Source organism: Pseudomonas rustica, from assembly GCF_049959085.1.
GTDB classification, from domain to species: Bacteria; Pseudomonadota; Gammaproteobacteria; order Pseudomonadales; family Pseudomonadaceae; genus Aquipseudomonas; species Aquipseudomonas rustica.
Map to the genome: position 1 here is coordinate 3,901,052 of NZ_CP188200.1, position 17,187 is coordinate 3,918,238.

The following is a 17,187-nucleotide window of genomic DNA, read 5'->3' on the forward strand; positions in this document are numbered from 1 at the left end:
TCATAAGCAGCCTATCTAATCTGCCGCTCCCGTGGATCTTTACCCATGTCGTCCTCTATGTCCGAGCCCCAGCGCCCCCTGGCGGTTACGCTGCAAGTCGTTTCCATCGTCCTGTTCACCTTTATTGGTTACCTCAACATCGGCATCCCGCTGGCGGTGCTGCCGGGTTACGTCCACAGCGATCTCGGTTTCGGCGCAGTAATCGCCGGGCTGGTGATCAGCGTGCAATACCTCGCCACCCTGCTCAGCCGTCCGTACGCCGGCAAGATCATCGACAACAAGGGCAGCAAACGCGCGGTGATGATTGGCTTGGCCGGTTGCGGCTTGAGCGGCGTGTTCATGCTGATTTCGGCGTGGACACCGAACATGCCGATGCTCAGTTTGATCAGTCTGTTGATTGGCCGACTGGTGCTGGGCAGCGCTGAAAGCCTGGTTGGCTCGGGCTCAATTGGCTGGGGCATCGGCCGCGTGGGTGCGGCCAACACCGCCAAGGTCATTTCCTGGAACGGCATCGCCAGCTATGGCGCACTGGCGATCGGCGCACCGTTCGGCGTGTGGCTGGTCGGCGAACTAGGGCTGTGGAGCATGGGCGTCAGCATCATTTTGCTGGCCATTCTCGGTCTGGCGCTGGCGTGGCCGAAAACCGCCGCGCCGATTGTCGCCGGCGAACGCCTGCCGTTCATGCATGTGCTCGGTAAAGTATTTCCCCACGGCTGCGGCCTGGCGCTGGGCTCGATCGGTTTCGGCACCATCGCCACCTTCATCACCCTGTATTACGCCACCCAGCATTGGGACAACGCCGTGCTGTGCCTGAGCCTGTTCGGCGCAAGTTTCATCGGTGCGCGATTGCTGTTCGGCAACCTGATCAACCGCCTCGGCGGCTTCCGCGTGGCAATTGCCTGCCTGTCGGTGGAAACGCTGGGCTTGCTGTTGTTGTGGCTGGCGCCGGACGCACACTGGGCATTGGCCGGTGCGGCGTTGAGCGGTTTCGGCTTCTCGCTGGTATTCCCGGCGCTGGGCGTGGAAGCGGTGAATCTGGTGCCAGCGTCCAGCCGTGGCGCGGCGGTCGGGGCTTATTCGCTGTTCATCGATTTATCGCTGGGGATCACCGGGCCACTGGCTGGGGCGATTGCGGCGGGATTCGGGTTTGCCTCGATCTTCCTGTTCGCCGCTCTCGCCGCGGTGAGCGGTTTGGCGCTAAGCGTCTATCTGTACAAGCACACGGCCAAGTACCGCGAAGACTAGAAGTCCACCTTGCCGCGCCCGGCCTTGATGCTGCCGCGTTTGGTCTTCGACTCCAGCCGGCGCTTCTTTGAGCCCAGAGTCGGCTTGGTCGGGCGGCGTTTCTTTTCGACTTTGGTGGCGCTGAGGATCAGCTCGACCAACCGTTCCAGTGCATCGGCGCGGTTGGCTTCCTGCGTGCGGTATTGCTGCGCTTTGATGATCAACACGCCATCGCTGGTGATGCGACTGTCGCGCAGCGCCAGCAGCCGTTCCTTGTAGAACTCGGGCAAGGACGAGGCTGGGATGTCAAAGCGCAGGTGCATGGCGCTGGAGACCTTGTTGACGTTCTGCCCACCGGCGCCTTGCGCGCGGATGGCGGTCAATTCGATCTCGGCATCCGGCAGATGCACATTGTTGGAAATCACCAGCATGGAAAAGCGTCCGTATTCAGAGCGTGCAGGATACGCCATGAACCCTGTAGGAGCTGCCGCAGGCTGCGATCTTTTGATCTTTTAACAAGCAAGATCAAAAGATCGCAGCCTGCGGCAGCTCCTACAGGGGGAAAATGTGCAGAAATGACAAACCCGGCACGGTGGCCGGGTTTGTTGTTTCTGCTCGCGCGCTTACTTCGCGGTTGCAGGCACCGCAGCTTGAGCACTGCGCTTGTTCTTGATCACGTAGCAAACCCACATGAACACGACCCACACCGGAATCGCGTACACCGAGATCTGAATCCCCGGGATCAGCAGCATCACGCCAAGGATGAACGCCACGAACGCCAGGCAGACATAGTTGCCGTACGGGTACCACAGCGCCTTGAACAGCGGCGTCTGCTTCGTCTTGTTCATGTGCTGACGGAACTTGAAGTGCGAGAAGCTGATCATCGCCCAGTTGATCACCAGCGTCGCAACCACCAGCGACATCAGCAGTTCCAGCGCGCTGTGCGGGATCAGGTAGTTGAGCAACACGGCAATCACGGTCACCGCAGCCGAGGCCAGAATCGAACGCACCGGCACACCACGCTTGTCGATCTTCGCCAGGCCTTTCGGCGCATCGCCCTGCTCGGCCATGCCCAGCAACATGCGGCTATTGCAGTAAGTGCCGCTGTTGTACACCGACAGCGCCGCGGTCAGTACCACGAAGTTGAGGATGTGCGCGGCGGTGCTGCTGCCGAGCATCGAGAACACTTGCACGAACGGGCTGCCGCTGTACGAATCGCCGGACGCGTTAAGGGTTTCCAGCAGGCTGTCCCAAGGGGTCAGCGACAGCAGGATGACCAGTGCGCCGATGTAGAAAATCAGGATGCGGTAGATGACCTGATTGATCGCTTTCGGGATCACGGTTTTCGGCTTGTCGGCTTCTGCTGCGGTGAAACCGAGCATTTCCAGACCGCCGAAAGAGAACATGATGATCGCCATGGCCATCACCAGTCCGCTGACGCCGTTCGGGAAGAACCCACCGTGCGACCACAGGTTGGTTACCGAAGCTTGCGGGCCGCCGTTGCCGCTGACCAGCAGGTAGCTGCCGAGCGCAATCATGCCGACGATCGCCACAACCTTGATGATCGCGAACCAGAATTCGGCTTCACCGAAGACTTTGACGTTGGCCAGGTTGATCGCGTTGATCAGTACGAAGAAGGCTGCTGCAGAGGCCCAGGTCGGAATGTCCGGCGCCCAGTAGTGAATGTACTTGCCGACCGCCGTCAGCTCCGACATGCCCACCAGAATGTACAGAATCCAGCAGTTCCAGCCCGACAGGAAACCGGCAAAGCCTCCCCAGTACTTGTGCGCAAAGTGGCTGAAGGAACCGGCCACCGGCTCCTCGACGATCATTTCACCCAGCTGGCGCATGATCATGAAGGCGATGAAGCCGCAGATGGCGTAGCCGAGGATCATCGACGGGCCGGCGGATTTCAGTACCCCGGCCGAGCCGAGGAACAATCCGGTACCGATCGCGCCACCGAGGGCGATCAGTTGAATGTGGCGATTTTTCAGGCCGCGTTTCAGCTCGCCTGATTGCGAGGGTTGTCCACTCATGAAAAAGGTCTCACGCAAGGTTTGATGATGTTCAGTAGACGTTGCTGCAAGGTTGCGATTTCAAGCAGCCCCGATCAAACCCCAGCGCAGGCACCAGGAGTTCAGCTCAATTACAACGGTCATGCGTCACCTGTTTGTTTTTATCTGTGACGAAATCGAACCCGAAACGCTTGTGGCGCGACGGAGTGAACAAGGCGGGTAGCCTTGAGTTTTGCGCGATTACGCAGAGGGTCACAGTTAAAACGCGGCGCATTGTACACCGCTAACCCCCTGCTGCCAGACCCCGCTGAATCAGCGTGTCGGTTGCCGGGATTGCGTGTGTCCGTTTCGAGAGGCTCGAACGGCTGCAAAATTTGAGTCAGGCCTTTGCGGGCCATCGACGTGGACGAGGAAAAAACCGTCCCACGGAGAGAAGTGGAAATCAGTCACGGCGTTCATTGCGCCTCCTTGTTGTTATGCACCTGCACGGCAGGCATGGGGCGCATCTCACCCTGCAAACGTCGCTGAAACAAGCGGCCCAGAGCCTTACGTCGGGCTCGGCCCATTGGGCTTCGGAAGCTTTTCCTTACACCCACGCGGGAACCTACCATTGACGGCGATTTAGCGGCTTTTTCGTAAATATTTCTTTACGAGTCGTAACGTAGAGTTTCCATTTCAGAATTTTCTGTAGGACGTCTGTTGGTTAACGGTCATCGGGGTTTTAACGAGGAATTAATTTGTTGAGACCACTGGCCCATTCGCGAGCAAGCCCGCTCCCACAGGGAGCGGGCTTGCTCGCGAAGAGGCCCGATCAGACACCGAACACCTTTCTTCAGACGAAAAAAAACGCCAACCCCGCGGTTGGCGTTTTTGCTCGAGCTTGAAGCTTGCCGCTAGAAGCTCACAGCCGCCTTATTCAGGCTTGCGACGACCAAACCCCGGACGCTGACCCGAACCGGCCGGCGCACCGCGGCGCTTGCCCGACGGCTTGTCGCCATCAACCAGCTTGATCCCCGGACGCTTCGACGTCGGTTTAGCCGGACGCTTGTTGGTGGTGTCCGCTGGACGATCCGCCACTGGCGTACCGCGACCGGCAGGCGCGCCACGCTCGCCACGTTCAGTGCGACCGTTAGTCGGACGCGGAGCGCGCTCGCCGTCACGGGCGACCGGCTTGCGTGCCGGACGCTCGCCTTCGATCTGCGGCTCGCGGCTTGGGCGTGGGCCGGTCGGTGCGCCAGCGGCTGGACGCAGGGTGCGTACGCGCTCGGTCTTGCCCATCGGACGCGACGATTTACGCTGCATACGCTCAAGCTTGTCTTTGCTCTTGGCGTTCAGTTGCGGCATCGCCACTGGCGTCAGGCCGACTTCAGCACTGAGGATGTCGACTTCGTACTGGCTCATTTCGCGCCAGCGGCCCATCGGCAGGTCGGAGTTGAGGAACACCGGACCGAAACGCACGCGCTTCAGACGGCTGACCACCAGACCCTGCGATTCCCACAGACGACGAACCTCACGGTTACGACCTTCCATCACCACGCAGTGGTACCAGTGGTTGAAGCCTTCGCCACCCGGCGCCTGCTTGATGTCGGTGAACTTGGCCGGGCCGTCTTCCAGCACCACGCCAGCCTTCAGTCGCTCGATCATCTCGTCGTCGACTTCACCGCGTACACGCACGGCGTACTCGCGGTCCATCTCGTAGGACGGGTGCATCAGGCGGTTGGCCAGCTCACCGTCGGTGGTGAACATCAGCAAACCGGTGGTGTTGATGTCGAGACGACCGATGTTGATCCAGCGACCTTCTTTCGGACGCGGCAGCTTGTCGAACACGGTCGGACGGCCTTCCGGGTCGTCACGGGTGCAGATCTCGCCATCGGGTTTGTTGTACATGATCACGCGGCGTACCGATTCGGCCGCTTCTTCGCGCTTGATCACCTTGCCATCAATGGTGATGGCGTCGTGCAGATCGACACGCAGACCGAGGGTGGCGTCTTTGCCATTGACCTTGATCCGGCCCTGGCTGATCCAGGATTCCACGTCACGGCGCGAGCCGACGCCGATACGGGCGAGGACTTTCTGCAGTTTTTCGCCTGCTGGGCCGATTGGCTGGTCGTCTTGCTGATCTTTGATACTCATCTGGGCACCTCCCGGTGTGGTCTGTTCAGGCGCTCTGAATTGGGGGCCTGAAGCATTGAAATCTGGGTTCTCGGCCGAAGGGATCGGCGAAGGGTCGCGAATCATACGCGGATGTGCGCCATCGCGCATCAGAGACTAGCTGATCAATGGACAGTTATTTCTTTTTCCGCCGACCGGCGCCACCGAGTTTGATCAGGCGCAGCGCGGCTTCGGCCAGCACCGTGCGCTTGTCGTCCTTGTCGAGTTTCTTCCAGGCTTTGATCTCACGCTTGCTGCGGCCGCAGCCGAGGCAGATGTCGTCGCTGAATTTGCAGAGGCTGATGCACGGGTCTTTTGTCGAACTCATTTGGGTACCTTTGGGAGATCAAAAGATCGCAGCCTGCGGCAGCTCCTACATTGGAATGCGGCCCTTGTAGAAGCTGCCGAAGGCTGCGATCTTTTCGGCGCCCCTCAGTCTTCGAACTCGCGGCGTTCGGCTTCGATGGCTTCGGCCAGTGCGCGGGCTTCGGCTTCTTCTTCGCTCAGCTCGGGTTCGGGCGCGGGTTGTTCGAGGGCGGCGACGGCGGCCAACAGCTTTTCGCGCGCTTCGGCGACGCCGAGAATGTCCTCTTCCGGTTCGGCTTCTGGCTCGGCTTCAAGTTCAACTTCAATGACGGGCTCGGGCTCAGACTCAATTTCTGTTTCGGGCATCGGCGCCTCACCGTCCGCCGCATCCCGCAGCAAATCGTCGAAGTCGGTCTTGATCCCCTCCTCCATGCTGTCCAGCTCCAGCAGCAAGGTGTGGAAACTGGTTTCTTCTTTCTCTTCCTCCGGCTCGGCACTGGCGTCGGCCAGTTCCTGCAAACTCTGCGGCACTGGCGCGTCGTCGAAATCGAGCACCGGATCAGTTTCCATTTCGCGCAGCTCGGCCAGTGGCGGCAGGTCTTCGAGGTTCTTCAGGTTGAAGTGATCGAGAAACATCTTGGTGGTGGCGAACATCGCCGGTTTGCCCGGCACGTCGCGGTAACCGACAACACGAATCCACTCGCGCTCCAGCAAGGTTTTGACGATGTTGCTGTTCACCGCCACACCACGCACGTCTTCGATCTCGCCACGGGTGATTGGCTGGCGATAGGCGATCAGCGCGATGGTTTCCAGCAGGGCACGGGAATAACGCTGCGGGCGCTCCTCCCAGAGTCGGCCAACCCACGGCGAAAACTTCTCGCGAATCTGCAGGCGATAGCCCGACGAGACTTCCTTGAGCTCGAACGCACGGCCCTCGCAGGACTTGCCCAGCAGGGTCAGGGCTTTCTTGAAGACTGCAGGCTCAGGCCGTTCGCCCTCTTCGAACAGTTCAAAAAGACGCTCAAGGGATTGCGGCTTTCCCGAGGCCAACAGAAAGGCTTCAAGCAGGGGAGCCAGCTCGCGGGGTTCAGTCAGGTTCATGTTTCGACTCGTTATTCGGCTCGGGCTCGCACGTGGATCGCGGCGAACGGCTCATTCTGCACCAGCTCGACCAAGGATTCCTTGACCAGTTCAAGGATTGCCATAAAGGTCACCACCACACCCAGCCTGCCCTCTTCGGCAGTGAACAGCTCGACAAACGGCACAAAACCGCCGCCCTTGAGGCGTTCCAGCACATCGCTCATGCGTTCGCGGGTGGACAGTGCTTCACGACTGACCTGGTGGCTTTCAAACATATCGCCACGGCGCAACACTTCGGCCATGCACATCAAAATTTCTTCCAGAGCTACATCCGGCAACAGCTTGCGCGCGCGGGCTTCCGGGGCATCGAGCTTGGGCACGACCACGTCGCGGCCGACGCGGCTGAGGTTGTCGATGCCTTCGGCGGCAGCCTTGAAACGCTCGTATTCCTGCAAACGGCGGATCAGTTCGGCGCGCGGGTCGTCTTCTTCGTCTTCGACAGTTTCGGCGCGCGGCAGGAGCATGCGCGACTTGATCTCGGCGAGCATTGCCGCCATCACCAGATACTCGGCGGCGAGTTCCAGGCGCACCGACTGCATCAACTCGACGTAACCCATGTACTGGCGGGTGATTTCCGCCACCGGGATGTCGAGAATGTTGATGTTCTGTTTGCGGATCAGGTACAGCAGCAGGTCGAGCGGGCCTTCGAAGGCTTCAAGAAACACCTCGAGCGCATCCGGCGGGATGTACAGGTCGAGCGGCATTTCCATGACCGCCTGGCCATAGACCATGGCAAACGGCAGTTCCTGCTGAGCATCGGCCTGGGGATCGACAACGGTTTCCACTGCGGACATTCAGGCCTCGACCATGAATGGCGTCGGATCGCCGCAACCGACGCGCACCACTTCCGGGTCGTCGCCGGTCAGGTCGATCACGGTGGAGGCTTTGATGCCGCCGAAACCGCCATCCACGATCAAGTCCACCTGGTGTTCGAGCAACTGACGCATTTCGTACGGATCGCTGAGCGGGTCTTCATCGCCGGGCATGATCAGGGTCACGCTCATCAGCGGCTCGCCCAGTTCGGCCAGCAGCGCCAGCGCAATCGGATGGCTCGGCACGCGCAGACCGATGGTGCGTTTCTTCGGGTGCAGCAACAGGCGCGGCACTTCGCGGGTAGCGTTGAGAATAAAAGTGTAAGGCCCCGGCAGGTGCGCCTTGAGAATGCGGAAGGTGCCGGTGTCGATCTTGGCGTAATTGCCCAGTTGCGACAGGTCGCTGCAGATCAGCGCGAAGTTGTGCTTTTCATCGAGCTGACGCAGGCGTCGCACACGTTCGATGGCAGTCTTGTCGCCGATCTGGCAACCGATCGCGTAGGAAGAGTCCGTGGGATACACCACTACCCCGCCCTTGCGGATGATCTCGACCGCCTGTTTGATCAGGCGCGCTTGCGGGTTTTCCGGATGAATCTGGAAAAATTGACTCACATTCTCTACCTGTTCAGACGGCGGCAATATCTGTGTCATGTTTGAACCGACACCACAGGGGTGGAAGGTCCTCGGGAACCGGCCGGTACTGGCCGATCTCGGACCAGCCGCCAGGGCCATGGAAGTCACTGCCGGCGCTGACCAGCAGACCGAACTCACGGGCAAGGATTGCCAGGCTGCCCACCTGTTCCGCAGGCTGGTGGCCATTGACCACCTCGATTGCATGCCCGCCTGCTTGAATATAGTCGGCAATCAGCTTTCGGCGCTTGCTGCGGGTGAAATCGTAGTGCCACGGATGCGCCAGGCTGACCCAGGCATTGGCGGCCCGCAACGTGCCGACGGTGTCTTCCAGCGTCGGCCAGTGCAGCTTGACGTCGCCCAACTTGCCGGCGCCGAGCCACTTGCGAAAGGCCTCTGCGCGATCCTTAACGAAACCTTCACGTACCATCCAGTCAGCGAAATGCGGACGGGCCGGCGCGTTGCCGCTGTCGCCCAGTTCCTGCTGGATTTTCCGCGCGCCGTCGAGGGCGCCGGGCATGCCTTTGAGGGCGAGCTTGCGGCTTATTTCTTCCGACCGCAGCCAGCGCCCATCGTGCAATTTGGCGATGGCCTCGACCAACGGCGCGGCGTTGACGTCGAAACCGTAGCCCAGCACATGAATGGTTGCGCCGCCCCAAGTGCAGGACAATTCGACGCCGTTGACCAGTTGCATGCCCAATTCATTGGCGGTCGCGCGCGCTTCAGCGAGGCCTTCGAGGGTGTCGTGGTCGGTCAACGCCAGGACTCGCACGCCGTTTTCGAACGCACGCGCAACCAGAACCGCAGGCGCCAGTGCGCCATCGGAGGCCGTGCTATGGCAGTGCAAATCAACATTCACGGAGAGTTGTAACCTCAAATCAGCTGGCGCTATCGCGCGCCCATATGTTTGTTATTATGCCGCCACATCCAGCTTCTGGCTCTTACTGTGAAACAATTCATCGATTTCATCCCGCTTCTGCTGTTTTTCATCGTTTACAAACTTGATCCACGGGTGGTCGATGTCGCGGGCCATGAAGTCACTGTAGGCGGTATTTACAGCGCCACCGCGATGCTGATCATCAGCTCCCTGGTGGTGTACGGCGCGCTTTTCATCAAACAGCGCAAGCTGGAAAAGAGCCAGTGGCTGACCCTGATCGCGTGTCTGGTGTTCGGTAGCCTGACGCTGGCCTTCCACAGCGAAACCTTCCTCAAGTGGAAAGCCCCGGTGGTCAACTGGCTGTTTGCCGTCGCGTTCATTGGCAGCCACTTCATCGGTGACCGCCTGCTGATCAAACGGATCATGGGCCACGCGCTGACCCTGCCGGATCCGGTCTGGACGCGCCTTAACATCGCCTGGATCGCCTTTTTCCTGTTCTGCGGGGCCGCCAACCTGTTCGTCGCCTTCACCTTCCAGAGCTACTGGGTGGACTTCAAGGTGTTCGGCAGCCTGGGCATGACCCTGGTGTTCCTGGTCGCACAGGGCATTTACCTGTCGCGCCACCTGCACGATGCCGATACCCCAACAACACCAAAAACCGAGGACTGACATGCTCTACGCAATCATTGCCACCGACGTCGCCAACTCGCTGGAAGCTCGCCTGGCCGCGCGCCCTGCGCATCTGGAGCGCCTGCAAGCGCTCAAGGGCGAAGGCCGCATCGTATTGGCCGGCCCACACCCGGCCGTCGACAGCAATGATCCGGGCGCCGCAGGTTTCACCGGCAGCCTGATCGTCGCCGAGTTCGACTCCCTGAGCGCTGCGCAGGCATGGGCTGATGCTGATCCGTATATTGCGGCGGGTGTGTATGCCAATGTGGTCGTCAAACCATTCAAACAAGTACTCCCTTAAACAGATCTGCAGTGTGCCGAGGGGTTCTGTGGCGAGGGGATTTATCCCCGTTGGGTGGCGAAGCCGCCCCAAAGCCATCCAATGCGGTGTGCCTGACACACCGCATTCATTGATTCACGACTGCTGCGCAGCCGAACGGGGCGGTGCGACGTTTCGCTAAATCCCCTCACCACAAATACTCATCTGACTCAAATACTCAGCTGTCCCAAAATACCCACCTGCCACAGAATACTCATCAGCCACAAAATATCTGTCAGCCACCAACATCACCTCCCGCGCACTGAACCTTCTCGCTTCTCACCCATCTCAATCGCTCATTATTCTCGTTCGTCTGCCGACAACCTGCCCACTATCCATTGGGAAGCAGGTGTTGCGATGCGCAAGGGTTCGTTGTGTCTGATGTTGATCACGCTGACGATCATGGCGCCCGCCCATGGTGAGGAAAACGCCGAAGGCGGCAATTCCACGCCATTGTCATTGAGCGCCGGCAGCCAGATCACCGAGTTGCAGCAGCGCCTCAAGGCCAGCGAGCAGCAGCGAGAAGAACTGAACAAACAACTGCAAAATGTCGACAACGAACGCGAAAGCGCTCAGCTCGCCCGGTTGCGCCAGGAGAACCAGCGCCTCAAGCTGCAACTCAAGGAAGCACAGGCCAGCCCGCTCCCGCGTTTGTTGACCGATCAACAGCAGTGGTTCGTCACGGGAGCCGGGGTAGCGCTATTGGCGCTGCTCTGCGGTATCTTTGCCAGTGGAGCAAGCCGAAAACGTCGGCAATGGCTAAATTGAGTGAGTCATGAGCGAGCTGTTACTGATTGATGATGACCAGGAGTTGTGCGAACTCCTGAGTAGCTGGTTAAGCCAGGAAGGCTTCCAGGTGCGCGCCTGCCACGATGGCCAGAGCGCCCGTAAAGCGTTGGCCGAAACCGCTCCGGCGGCGGTGGTGCTGGACGTGATGCTGCCCGACGGCAGCGGTCTGGAACTGCTCAAGCAGTTGCGCAACGATCACGCTGATCTGCCGGTGTTGATGTTGTCGGCCCGTGGCGAACCGCTGGATCGTATCCTCGGCCTGGAACTCGGCGCCGACGATTATCTGGCCAAACCGTGTGACCCGCGTGAACTGACCGCGCGTCTGCGCGCCGTATTGCGCCGCAGTCACCCGGCCGCCGTGTCGACGCAACTGGAACTGGGCGACCTGAGTTTCAGCCCGGTGCGCGGTGTGGTCAGCATCGACGAGAAAGAACTGACCCTCACTGTTTCCGAAAGTCGTTTGCTCGAAGCGCTGCTCAAGCAGCCCGGCGAACCACTGGACAAGCAGGAACTGGCGCAGATCGCCCTTGGCCGCAAACTGACCCTGTACGACCGCAGCCTCGACATGCACGTCAGCAACCTGCGCAAAAAAATCGGCCCCCACCCCGACGGCCGCCCACGCATCGTCGCCCTGCGCAGCCGTGGTTACTACTACAGCCTCTGAATTACGCCCGTCCCGCACGGGGATGACGATAAATCGCCCCCTGTAGGAGCTGCCGAAGGCTGCGATCTTTTGATCTTGTTTTTCTGATCGTTCCCACGCTCTGCGTGGGAATGCAGCCGGGGACGCTCTGCGTCCCACAGTCAAAAGATCGCAGCGTGCCGCAGCTCCTACAGGGATATGTGTAAGGCTGATGACGAAGCGTCTTTACCCAAGCTTTACGTAGCGCTGACCGCCGCTGACCTTGATCTCCGTAATCTGAACTCATCCGGAACGTACCGGGAACGAGACAAGGAGATTCACCATGCGCAAGACTCTTATCGCTCTGATGTTCGCTGCCGCTCTGCCAACCGTCGCCATGGCCATGCCGCAAGATGGCGGCCCGATGGGTGGCCCGCTCGACGGCCCACGCCACGGCGGTCAGATGCACGGCATGCACGGCAAAGGCCCGTACAGCCAACTCGACCTGTCCCGCGAACAACGCGAGCAGATCCGCAAGATCATGGGCGAGCAGATGCACGAGCGTAAGCAAGTGGTCGACAAGTACCTGGAAAAACTCTCGCCAGCGGATCAGAAAGCCCTGAAAGACGAGATGGCCGCCAACCACAAGAAAGGCGAGGCCGATGTTCGTGCGGTGCTGAAGCCGGATCAACAGAAGAAATTCGACGAGATCCAGAAAAAGCAGGCTGAACGCCGCGCCGAATGGGCCGAGTTCAAGGCGTGGAAAGCGCAACAGCCGCAAAAAGCGCAATAATGTTCTGACCATGGCCCAACGGCTAACCCCGTTGGGCCTGTTTGCACTTGCCCCTGTAGGAGCTGCGGCACGCTGCGATCTTTTGACTGTGGGATTCCCACGCAGAGCATGGGAACGATCAGATCGCAGCGTGCCGCAGCTCCTACAGTGGTTTATGTTTGATTGAGGATTTTCTGTGCGTTCATTGTTCTGGCGTATTCTCGCGAGCTTCTGGCTGGCCATCGCATTGGTGGCCGGGTTGTCGATTCTGCTCGGGCATATGCTCAATCAGGACGCGTGGATCCTCAGCCGCCATCCGGGCCTCAACACCTTGGCCGGCGACTGGACGCAAACCTACGAAGCCCAGGGCGAGGAAGCCGCTCAGGACATCCTCGAACAACGCAAACGTCAATATCACATCGACGTCCAGGTGCTGAACGAATCCGGCGATCCGGTCGTACGCGGCACCTTCCCGCGCCGCGCCGCCGCGTTCGAAGCCCGGCAGAACAACGATGACCGCCGCCTGCCATGGCGCCGCCTCACTGACGAATTCACCAGCGAAAAAACCGGCGACACCTACCTGTTCATCTACCGCATCCCGCACCCGGAACTCGACGCCTGGCACCGCGAAAGCCTGCTTTGGCCGCTGAGTGCGTTGGGCATCGCGCTGGTCGTACTGACCCTGTTCAGCTTACTGGTAACTTTCTCCATCACCCGCCCGCTCAGTCGATTACGCGGCGCGGTGCATGATCTGGGGCAGACCACCTATCAGCAAAACAGCCTGGCCAAACTGGCCAACCGCCGCGATGAATTCGGCGTACTCGCCACCGACTTCAACCGCATGGGCGCGCGCTTGCAAAGCCTGATCGGCAGCCAGCGCCAGTTGCTGCGCGACGTTTCCCACGAATTACGTTCACCACTGGCGCGGCTGCGCATTGCTTTGGCGCTGGCCGAACGGGCCAATCCGGAAGAACGCGAAAAGCTTTGGCCGCGCCTGACCCGCGAGTGCGATCGCCTCGAAGCGTTGATCAGCGAGATTCTGGTGCTGGCACGGGTCGATGCGGACAACGCCAGTGCGGAAGACGTGGACTTGAATGCCCTGCTGAGTACTTTGCAGAAGGACGCAAAACTCGGTTCGCCCGAGCAGACAGTGCGTCTGGACGTTGAACCGAATCTGCAACTCAAAGGTTGGCCGACGATGATTGAGCGGGCCGTCGATAATCTTCTGCGTAATGCTCAGCGCTTCAACCCCGAGGGTCAGGCGATTGAAATGCAGGCCTCGCGTCAGGGCGAAAAAATTATCGTCAGCGTGCGCGACCATGGGCCGGGGGTGCAGGCCGAACATTTGAGTCAGTTGGGTGAACCGTTCTATCGCGCGCCGGGGCAGACGGCGGCGGGACATGGTTTGGGCCTGGCGATTGCGCGGCGGGCGGCGGAGCGGCATGGCGGGAGTTTGACGTTGGCCAATCATCCGCAGGGCGGGTTTGTCGCGAGTCTGGAATTGCCGTTGGTGCCGGGCGCGGTGGTTCAGCCGTAGATTTTCGATGATGCAAAAAGATCGCAGCCTGCGGCAGCTCCTACAGGAAAACGCATTCCAATGTAGGAGCTGCCGCAGGCTGCGATCTTTTGATTTTAAGCCTTACCGGGCCAGGCGCTGACGAACTCGGCCAGGTCAACCTTCTCCGCCACACGCGGTTCTTTCTGTGGGGTGCCGAGGTAGAGGAATGCGATCACTTCTTCACCTTCCGCCAAGCCCAAACCCTGCGCCACGTGCCGGGAATACGCCAAATCCCCGGTGCGCCACACCGCGCCAATCCCCTGCGCATACGCCGCCAGCAAAATCCCGTGCGCCGCGCACCCGGCGGCGAGTAACTGCTCAGCCTTCGGATACTTCACGTGTTCCTGCAATTTAGCGATCACCACAACCACCAACGGCGCTCGCAGCGGGCCGTTGCGGGCCTTGTCGATCATCGCTTCGGTGACTTCGCCTGCCTGCTGCTGCGCCGCTTCGGCCAGCAACTCGCCCATTTGCTCGCGCGCCGCGCCTTCGACGGTCAGGAAGCGATACGGCTGCAGATGCCCGTGATCCGGTGCGCGCATCGCGGCGCCAAACAAGGCTTCGCGCTGTTCGGCAGTAGGGGCCGGTTCGACCAGTCGTGGAACGGAAACACGGTTGAGCAACGCGTCGAGAGCCTGCATCGGCCACCTCCTGAAAAATATGTGCGGTTATTCTAGCTGTAACTGCCAACAGGATGCCGGTTTACATGCCCTGCCCCGCAGGTAGAATGGCGCCCTCCCCACCACAGCCCGAGCGGACTTCATGGCGTTGCCGACCTTACGGATCATTGGTTTCATCATCGGCATCTTCCTGATCACGCTGGCTGTCGCCATGGTCGTGCCCATGGCCACCCTGGTGATTTTCGATCGCACCAGCGATCTGCCGTCGTTCCTCTGGGCGAGCATGATCACCTTCGTCGCCGGCCTCGCGCTGGTGATTCCGGGTCGGCCCGAACACATTCATTTGCGCCCGCGCGACATGTATTTGCTCACCGTCAGCAGTTGGCTGGTGGTGTGCATTTTCGCCGCGCTGCCGTTTCTGCTGACCCAGCACATCAGCTACACCGACTCGTTTTTCGAGAGTATGTCCGGGATCACCGCCACCGGTTCGACCGTGCTCAATCATCTCGACGACATGTCCCCCGGCATCCTGATGTGGCGCTCGTTGCTGCACTGGATCGGCGGCATCGGCTTTATCGGTATGGCGGTGGCAATTCTGCCGCTGTTGCGCATCGGTGGCATGCGCCTGTTCCAGACTGAATCGTCCGACCGTTCGGAAAAGGTCATGCCGCGCTCGCACATGGTGGCGCGCCTGATCGTGGCAGCGTACGTCGGCATCACCATTGTCGGCAGCCTCGCATTCTGGTGGGCCGGGATGAGCCCGTTCGATGCGATCAACCACGCGATGTCGGCGATTTCCACCGGCGGCTTCTCGACCTCCGACCAGTCGCTGGCCAAGTGGACGCAACCGGCGGTGCACTGGGTTGCGGTGGTGATCATGATTCTCGGCAGCCTGCCGTTCACCCTGTACGTGGCGACCATGCGCGGCAACCGCAAGGCGTTGATCCGCGATCAGCAGGTGCAGGGTTTGCTGGGGATGTTGCTGGTGACGTGGCTGGTGCTTGGCACCTGGTATTGGTGGACGACCAACCTGCATTGGCTGGACGCGCTGCGCCACGTAGCGCTGAACGTGACCTCGGTGGTCACCACCACTGGTTTCGCCCTCGGCGATTACAGCCTGTGGGGCAACTTCTCGCTGATGCTGTTTTTCTATCTGGGTTTTGTCGGCGGCTGCTCCGGCTCGACCGCGGGCGGGATCAAGATTTTCCGTTTCCAGGTCGCCTACATCCTGCTCAAGGCCAACCTTAATCAGTTGATTCATCCACGCGCGGTGATCAAGCAGAAGTACAACGGTCACCGTCTCGACGAAGAGATCGTGCGTTCGATTCTGACCTTTTCGTTCTTTTTCGCCATCACCATCTGCGTGATCGCCCTGCTGCTATCGCTGCTCGGCGTCGACTGGATGACCGCGCTGACCGGCGCTGCCAGCACCGTGTCCGGCGTTGGCCCCGGCCTGGGCGAAACCATTGGCCCGGCGGGCAACTTCGCCACCCTGCCGGATGCGGCGAAGTGGATTCTGTCGTTCGGCATGCTGCTCGGCCGACTCGAGATCATTACGGTGTTTGTGCTGTGTATTCCGGCATTTTGGCGTCATTGACCGCGTTCGGCGCCTGCAACAGCCGCGCCCGGTAATCGCCGGGCGTGGTGTCGAACCAGCGGCGGAAGGCGCGAAAGAAATTGCTCGGGTCGGCGAAGCCCAACAGATAAGCGATTTCCAGCAAGGTCATGCTCGGTTGCGCCAGATACTGCTCGGCCAGTTCGCGGCGGGTGTCATCGAGCAACTGCTGAAAACTCGTGCCCTCCTCCTGCAAGCGCCGCTGCAACGTGCGCTGAGATAAATGCAGAGTTTGCGCCACGGTGTCGCGCTTCGGCTCGCCTTGCGGGAGTAAACGGCACAGCACCTGCCGTGCCTTGTGCGTGACCCGGCTCTCGGAAAACCGCGCCAGATATTCCCCGGCAAAACGATCATGCAGCAGCGCCATCGCCTCGTTGGCGGTGGGCAGCGGCGCTTCCATGTCGGCGCGTTCGAAGATCAGCGCATCGTATGGCGCGTTGAACACCAACGGCGCATGGAAAGCTTGTTTATACGGTTCGAGATCGGCGGGTTGGGCGCCCTGCACCAACACTTTGACCGGGTGCAGCGTACGCCCGCTCAACCAGCCGCACAGGCCCAACGCGCAGGCCAGAGAGGCTTCGGCGCTTTGTCGGGTCGGCGGCAGATGATCGCCGTGCACGGTCAGAATCAGCGCATAGCCTTCTTCGAGCAGACGAAAACTCAGGTCGGCACTTTCGGCGATGATCCGCTGATAGCGCACCAGCCGTTGAAAGCCTTCAGCGAGCGTATTGCTCGACATCAGCGCGTAACCGGCGACATGAAACGATGCCGGTCGCACCACTTTGCCCATGTTCAGGCCGATCGCCGGATTACCGGACAGCTCGACCGCCCGTTGCCAGAGCCGGGTCATGGAATCTTGCGGGAAGCGTGCATCCGGATCATCCAGAGCCGTGTAATCGAGCCCCAGTTGCTTGAACAGAACCCGGCAATCCAGGCCGTCCATCTCCAATGCTTTGACAATCCCCATCGCCCAGCTTGCAGAAGTCGTTCGTTCGCTCATGGCGTTTTTCTTTTACATGATGGGCCGCATGTTACGGCCTGATTTGCGAAGGATACTAAAGTGGCGCC

18 protein-coding genes are annotated in these 17,187 nt (G+C 60.3%); 8 read left to right on the forward strand and 10 right to left on the reverse strand.

Going from position 1 to position 17,187, the window contains the following annotated elements; translation table 11 throughout:
• Positions 1–57 precede the first annotated feature (57 nt).
• Positions 58–1,245, forward strand: a complete 1,188-nt coding sequence (locus tag ACP3TY_RS17670; protein ID WP_426620495.1) for an MFS transporter — start codon at positions 58–60, stop codon at positions 1,243–1,245.
• Here ACP3TY_RS17670 and arfB read toward each other — a convergent pair.
• From arfB to ACP3TY_RS17710, 8 genes are all read right to left on the reverse strand, one after another.
• Complete coding sequence (gene arfB / locus ACP3TY_RS17675; RefSeq protein WP_007920134.1) at positions 1,242–1,655, reverse strand: alternative ribosome rescue aminoacyl-tRNA hydrolase ArfB; 414 nt, start codon at positions 1,653–1,655, stop codon at positions 1,242–1,244. The two genes, ACP3TY_RS17670 and arfB, sit on opposite strands and share 4 nt — an antisense overlap.
• Before the next feature lie 192 nt (positions 1,656–1,847).
• Positions 1,848–3,260 (reverse strand): amino acid permease, encoded by a 1,413-nt coding sequence (locus tag ACP3TY_RS17680; RefSeq protein WP_426618090.1) that lies wholly within the window; start codon positions 3,258–3,260, stop codon positions 1,848–1,850.
• A gap of 891 nt (positions 3,261–4,151) precedes the next feature.
• Positions 4,152–5,372, reverse strand: a complete 1,221-nt coding sequence (gene rluB, locus ACP3TY_RS17685) for a 23S rRNA pseudouridine(2605) synthase RluB (RefSeq protein WP_426618091.1) — start codon at positions 5,370–5,372, stop codon at positions 4,152–4,154.
• A gap of 154 nt (positions 5,373–5,526) precedes the next feature.
• Positions 5,527–5,718 (reverse strand): DUF1289 domain-containing protein, encoded by a 192-nt coding sequence (locus tag ACP3TY_RS17690; protein WP_016771121.1) that lies wholly within the window; start codon positions 5,716–5,718, stop codon positions 5,527–5,529.
• A gap of 104 nt (positions 5,719–5,822) precedes the next feature.
• Positions 5,823–6,797 carry an SMC-Scp complex subunit ScpB gene (gene scpB / locus ACP3TY_RS17695; RefSeq protein WP_159812590.1) on the reverse strand — a complete coding sequence of 325 codons (975 nt, stop codon included), beginning with the start codon at positions 6,795–6,797 and terminating at the stop codon, positions 5,823–5,825.
• 11 nt (positions 6,798–6,808) lie between these two features.
• Entirely contained in the window at positions 6,809–7,630 is an 822-nt protein-coding gene (locus tag ACP3TY_RS17700; RefSeq protein ID WP_008088827.1) for a segregation and condensation protein A, read from the reverse strand.
• On the reverse strand, positions 7,631–8,260 hold the full coding sequence (locus tag ACP3TY_RS17705) for an L-threonylcarbamoyladenylate synthase (RefSeq protein WP_038363745.1): 630 nt from the start codon (positions 8,258–8,260) through the stop codon (positions 7,631–7,633).
• A gap of 13 nt (positions 8,261–8,273) precedes the next feature.
• A complete protein-coding gene (locus ACP3TY_RS17710; RefSeq protein ID WP_426618092.1) occupies positions 8,274–9,137 on the reverse strand; it encodes a PHP domain-containing protein in 864 nt (287 codons plus the stop codon).
• A gap of 87 nt (positions 9,138–9,224) precedes the next feature.
• Here ACP3TY_RS17710 and ACP3TY_RS17715 point away from each other — a divergent pair, with 87 nt between their 5' ends.
• The 6 genes from ACP3TY_RS17715 to ACP3TY_RS17740 all read left to right on the forward strand — a co-directional run bounded on the left by ACP3TY_RS17715 (position 9,225) and on the right by ACP3TY_RS17740 (position 13,863).
• A complete protein-coding gene (locus tag ACP3TY_RS17715) occupies positions 9,225–9,824 on the forward strand; it encodes a septation protein A (protein ID WP_053118264.1) in 600 nt (199 codons plus the stop codon).
• Between the two features lies 1 nt (position 9,825).
• Positions 9,826–10,125, forward strand: coding sequence for a YciI family protein (locus tag ACP3TY_RS17720; RefSeq protein ID WP_007919677.1), 300 nt, complete (start codon positions 9,826–9,828; stop codon positions 10,123–10,125).
• A 375-nt stretch (positions 10,126–10,500) separates the two neighbouring features.
• A complete protein-coding gene (locus ACP3TY_RS17725) occupies positions 10,501–10,911 on the forward strand; it encodes a translation initiation factor 2 (protein WP_426618093.1) in 411 nt (136 codons plus the stop codon).
• A gap of 7 nt (positions 10,912–10,918) precedes the next feature.
• Positions 10,919–11,596 (forward strand): response regulator transcription factor, encoded by a 678-nt coding sequence (locus ACP3TY_RS17730; protein ID WP_053118261.1) that lies wholly within the window; start codon positions 10,919–10,921, stop codon positions 11,594–11,596.
• Positions 11,597–11,897: 301 nt separating this feature from the next.
• Positions 11,898–12,347 carry a Spy/CpxP family protein refolding chaperone gene (locus ACP3TY_RS17735; RefSeq protein WP_053118259.1) on the forward strand — a complete coding sequence of 150 codons (450 nt, stop codon included), beginning with the start codon at positions 11,898–11,900 and terminating at the stop codon, positions 12,345–12,347.
• 175 nt (positions 12,348–12,522) lie between these two features.
• Positions 12,523–13,863 (forward strand): sensor histidine kinase, encoded by a 1,341-nt coding sequence (locus ACP3TY_RS17740; protein ID WP_401241151.1) that lies wholly within the window; start codon positions 12,523–12,525, stop codon positions 13,861–13,863.
• Between the two features lie 95 nt (positions 13,864–13,958).
• Here ACP3TY_RS17740 and ACP3TY_RS17745 read toward each other — a convergent pair whose 3' ends face one another.
• Positions 13,959–14,525 carry an NAD(P)H nitroreductase gene (locus ACP3TY_RS17745; RefSeq protein WP_426618094.1) on the reverse strand — a complete coding sequence of 189 codons (567 nt, stop codon included), beginning with the start codon at positions 14,523–14,525 and terminating at the stop codon, positions 13,959–13,961.
• A gap of 121 nt (positions 14,526–14,646) precedes the next feature.
• Between ACP3TY_RS17745 and ACP3TY_RS17750 the strand changes: the two genes are divergently transcribed.
• Positions 14,647–16,101: a TrkH family potassium uptake protein gene (locus tag ACP3TY_RS17750; RefSeq protein ID WP_008087314.1), complete on the forward strand. Its 1,455-nt coding sequence runs from the start codon at positions 14,647–14,649 to the stop codon at positions 16,099–16,101.
• Here ACP3TY_RS17750 and ACP3TY_RS17755 read toward each other — a convergent pair.
• A complete protein-coding gene (locus tag ACP3TY_RS17755) occupies positions 16,058–17,119 on the reverse strand; it encodes an AraC family transcriptional regulator (RefSeq protein ID WP_212545152.1) in 1,062 nt (353 codons plus the stop codon). The two genes, ACP3TY_RS17750 and ACP3TY_RS17755, sit on opposite strands and share 44 nt — an antisense overlap.
• Between the last annotated feature and the right edge of the window lie 68 nt (positions 17,120–17,187).

What these genes read in the sequence shown, in the direction of transcription:
- ACP3TY_RS17670 (WP_426620495.1), top strand. Translation starts at nt 58, where the DNA reads ATGTCCGAGCCCCAGCGCCCCCTGGCGGTTACGCTGCAAGTCGTTTCC.
- arfB (WP_007920134.1), bottom strand. Translation starts at nt 1,655, where the DNA reads ATGCTGGTGATTTCCAACAATGTGCATCTGCCGGATGCCGAGATCGAA.
- ACP3TY_RS17680 (WP_426618090.1), bottom strand. Translation starts at nt 3,260, where the DNA reads ATGAGTGGACAACCCTCGCAATCAGGCGAGCTGAAACGCGGCCTGAAA.
- rluB (WP_426618091.1), bottom strand. Translation starts at nt 5,372, where the DNA reads ATGAGTATCAAAGATCAGCAAGACGACCAGCCAATCGGCCCAGCAGGC.
- ACP3TY_RS17690 (WP_016771121.1), bottom strand. Translation starts at nt 5,718, where the DNA reads ATGAGTTCGACAAAAGACCCGTGCATCAGCCTCTGCAAATTCAGCGAC.
- scpB (WP_159812590.1), bottom strand. Translation starts at nt 6,797, where the DNA reads ATGAACCTGACTGAACCCCGCGAGCTGGCTCCCCTGCTTGAAGCCTTT.
- ACP3TY_RS17700 (WP_008088827.1), bottom strand. Translation starts at nt 7,630, where the DNA reads ATGTCCGCAGTGGAAACCGTTGTCGATCCCCAGGCCGATGCTCAGCAG.
- ACP3TY_RS17720 (WP_007919677.1), top strand. Translation starts at nt 9,826, where the DNA reads ATGCTCTACGCAATCATTGCCACCGACGTCGCCAACTCGCTGGAAGCT.
- ACP3TY_RS17725 (WP_426618093.1), top strand. Translation starts at nt 10,501, where the DNA reads ATGCGCAAGGGTTCGTTGTGTCTGATGTTGATCACGCTGACGATCATG.
- ACP3TY_RS17730 (WP_053118261.1), top strand. Translation starts at nt 10,919, where the DNA reads ATGAGCGAGCTGTTACTGATTGATGATGACCAGGAGTTGTGCGAACTC.
- ACP3TY_RS17735 (WP_053118259.1), top strand. Translation starts at nt 11,898, where the DNA reads ATGCGCAAGACTCTTATCGCTCTGATGTTCGCTGCCGCTCTGCCAACC.
- ACP3TY_RS17745 (WP_426618094.1), bottom strand. Translation starts at nt 14,525, where the DNA reads ATGCAGGCTCTCGACGCGTTGCTCAACCGTGTTTCCGTTCCACGACTG.
- ACP3TY_RS17750 (WP_008087314.1), top strand. Translation starts at nt 14,647, where the DNA reads ATGGCGTTGCCGACCTTACGGATCATTGGTTTCATCATCGGCATCTTC.
- ACP3TY_RS17755 (WP_212545152.1), bottom strand. Translation starts at nt 17,119, where the DNA reads ATGAGCGAACGAACGACTTCTGCAAGCTGGGCGATGGGGATTGTCAAA.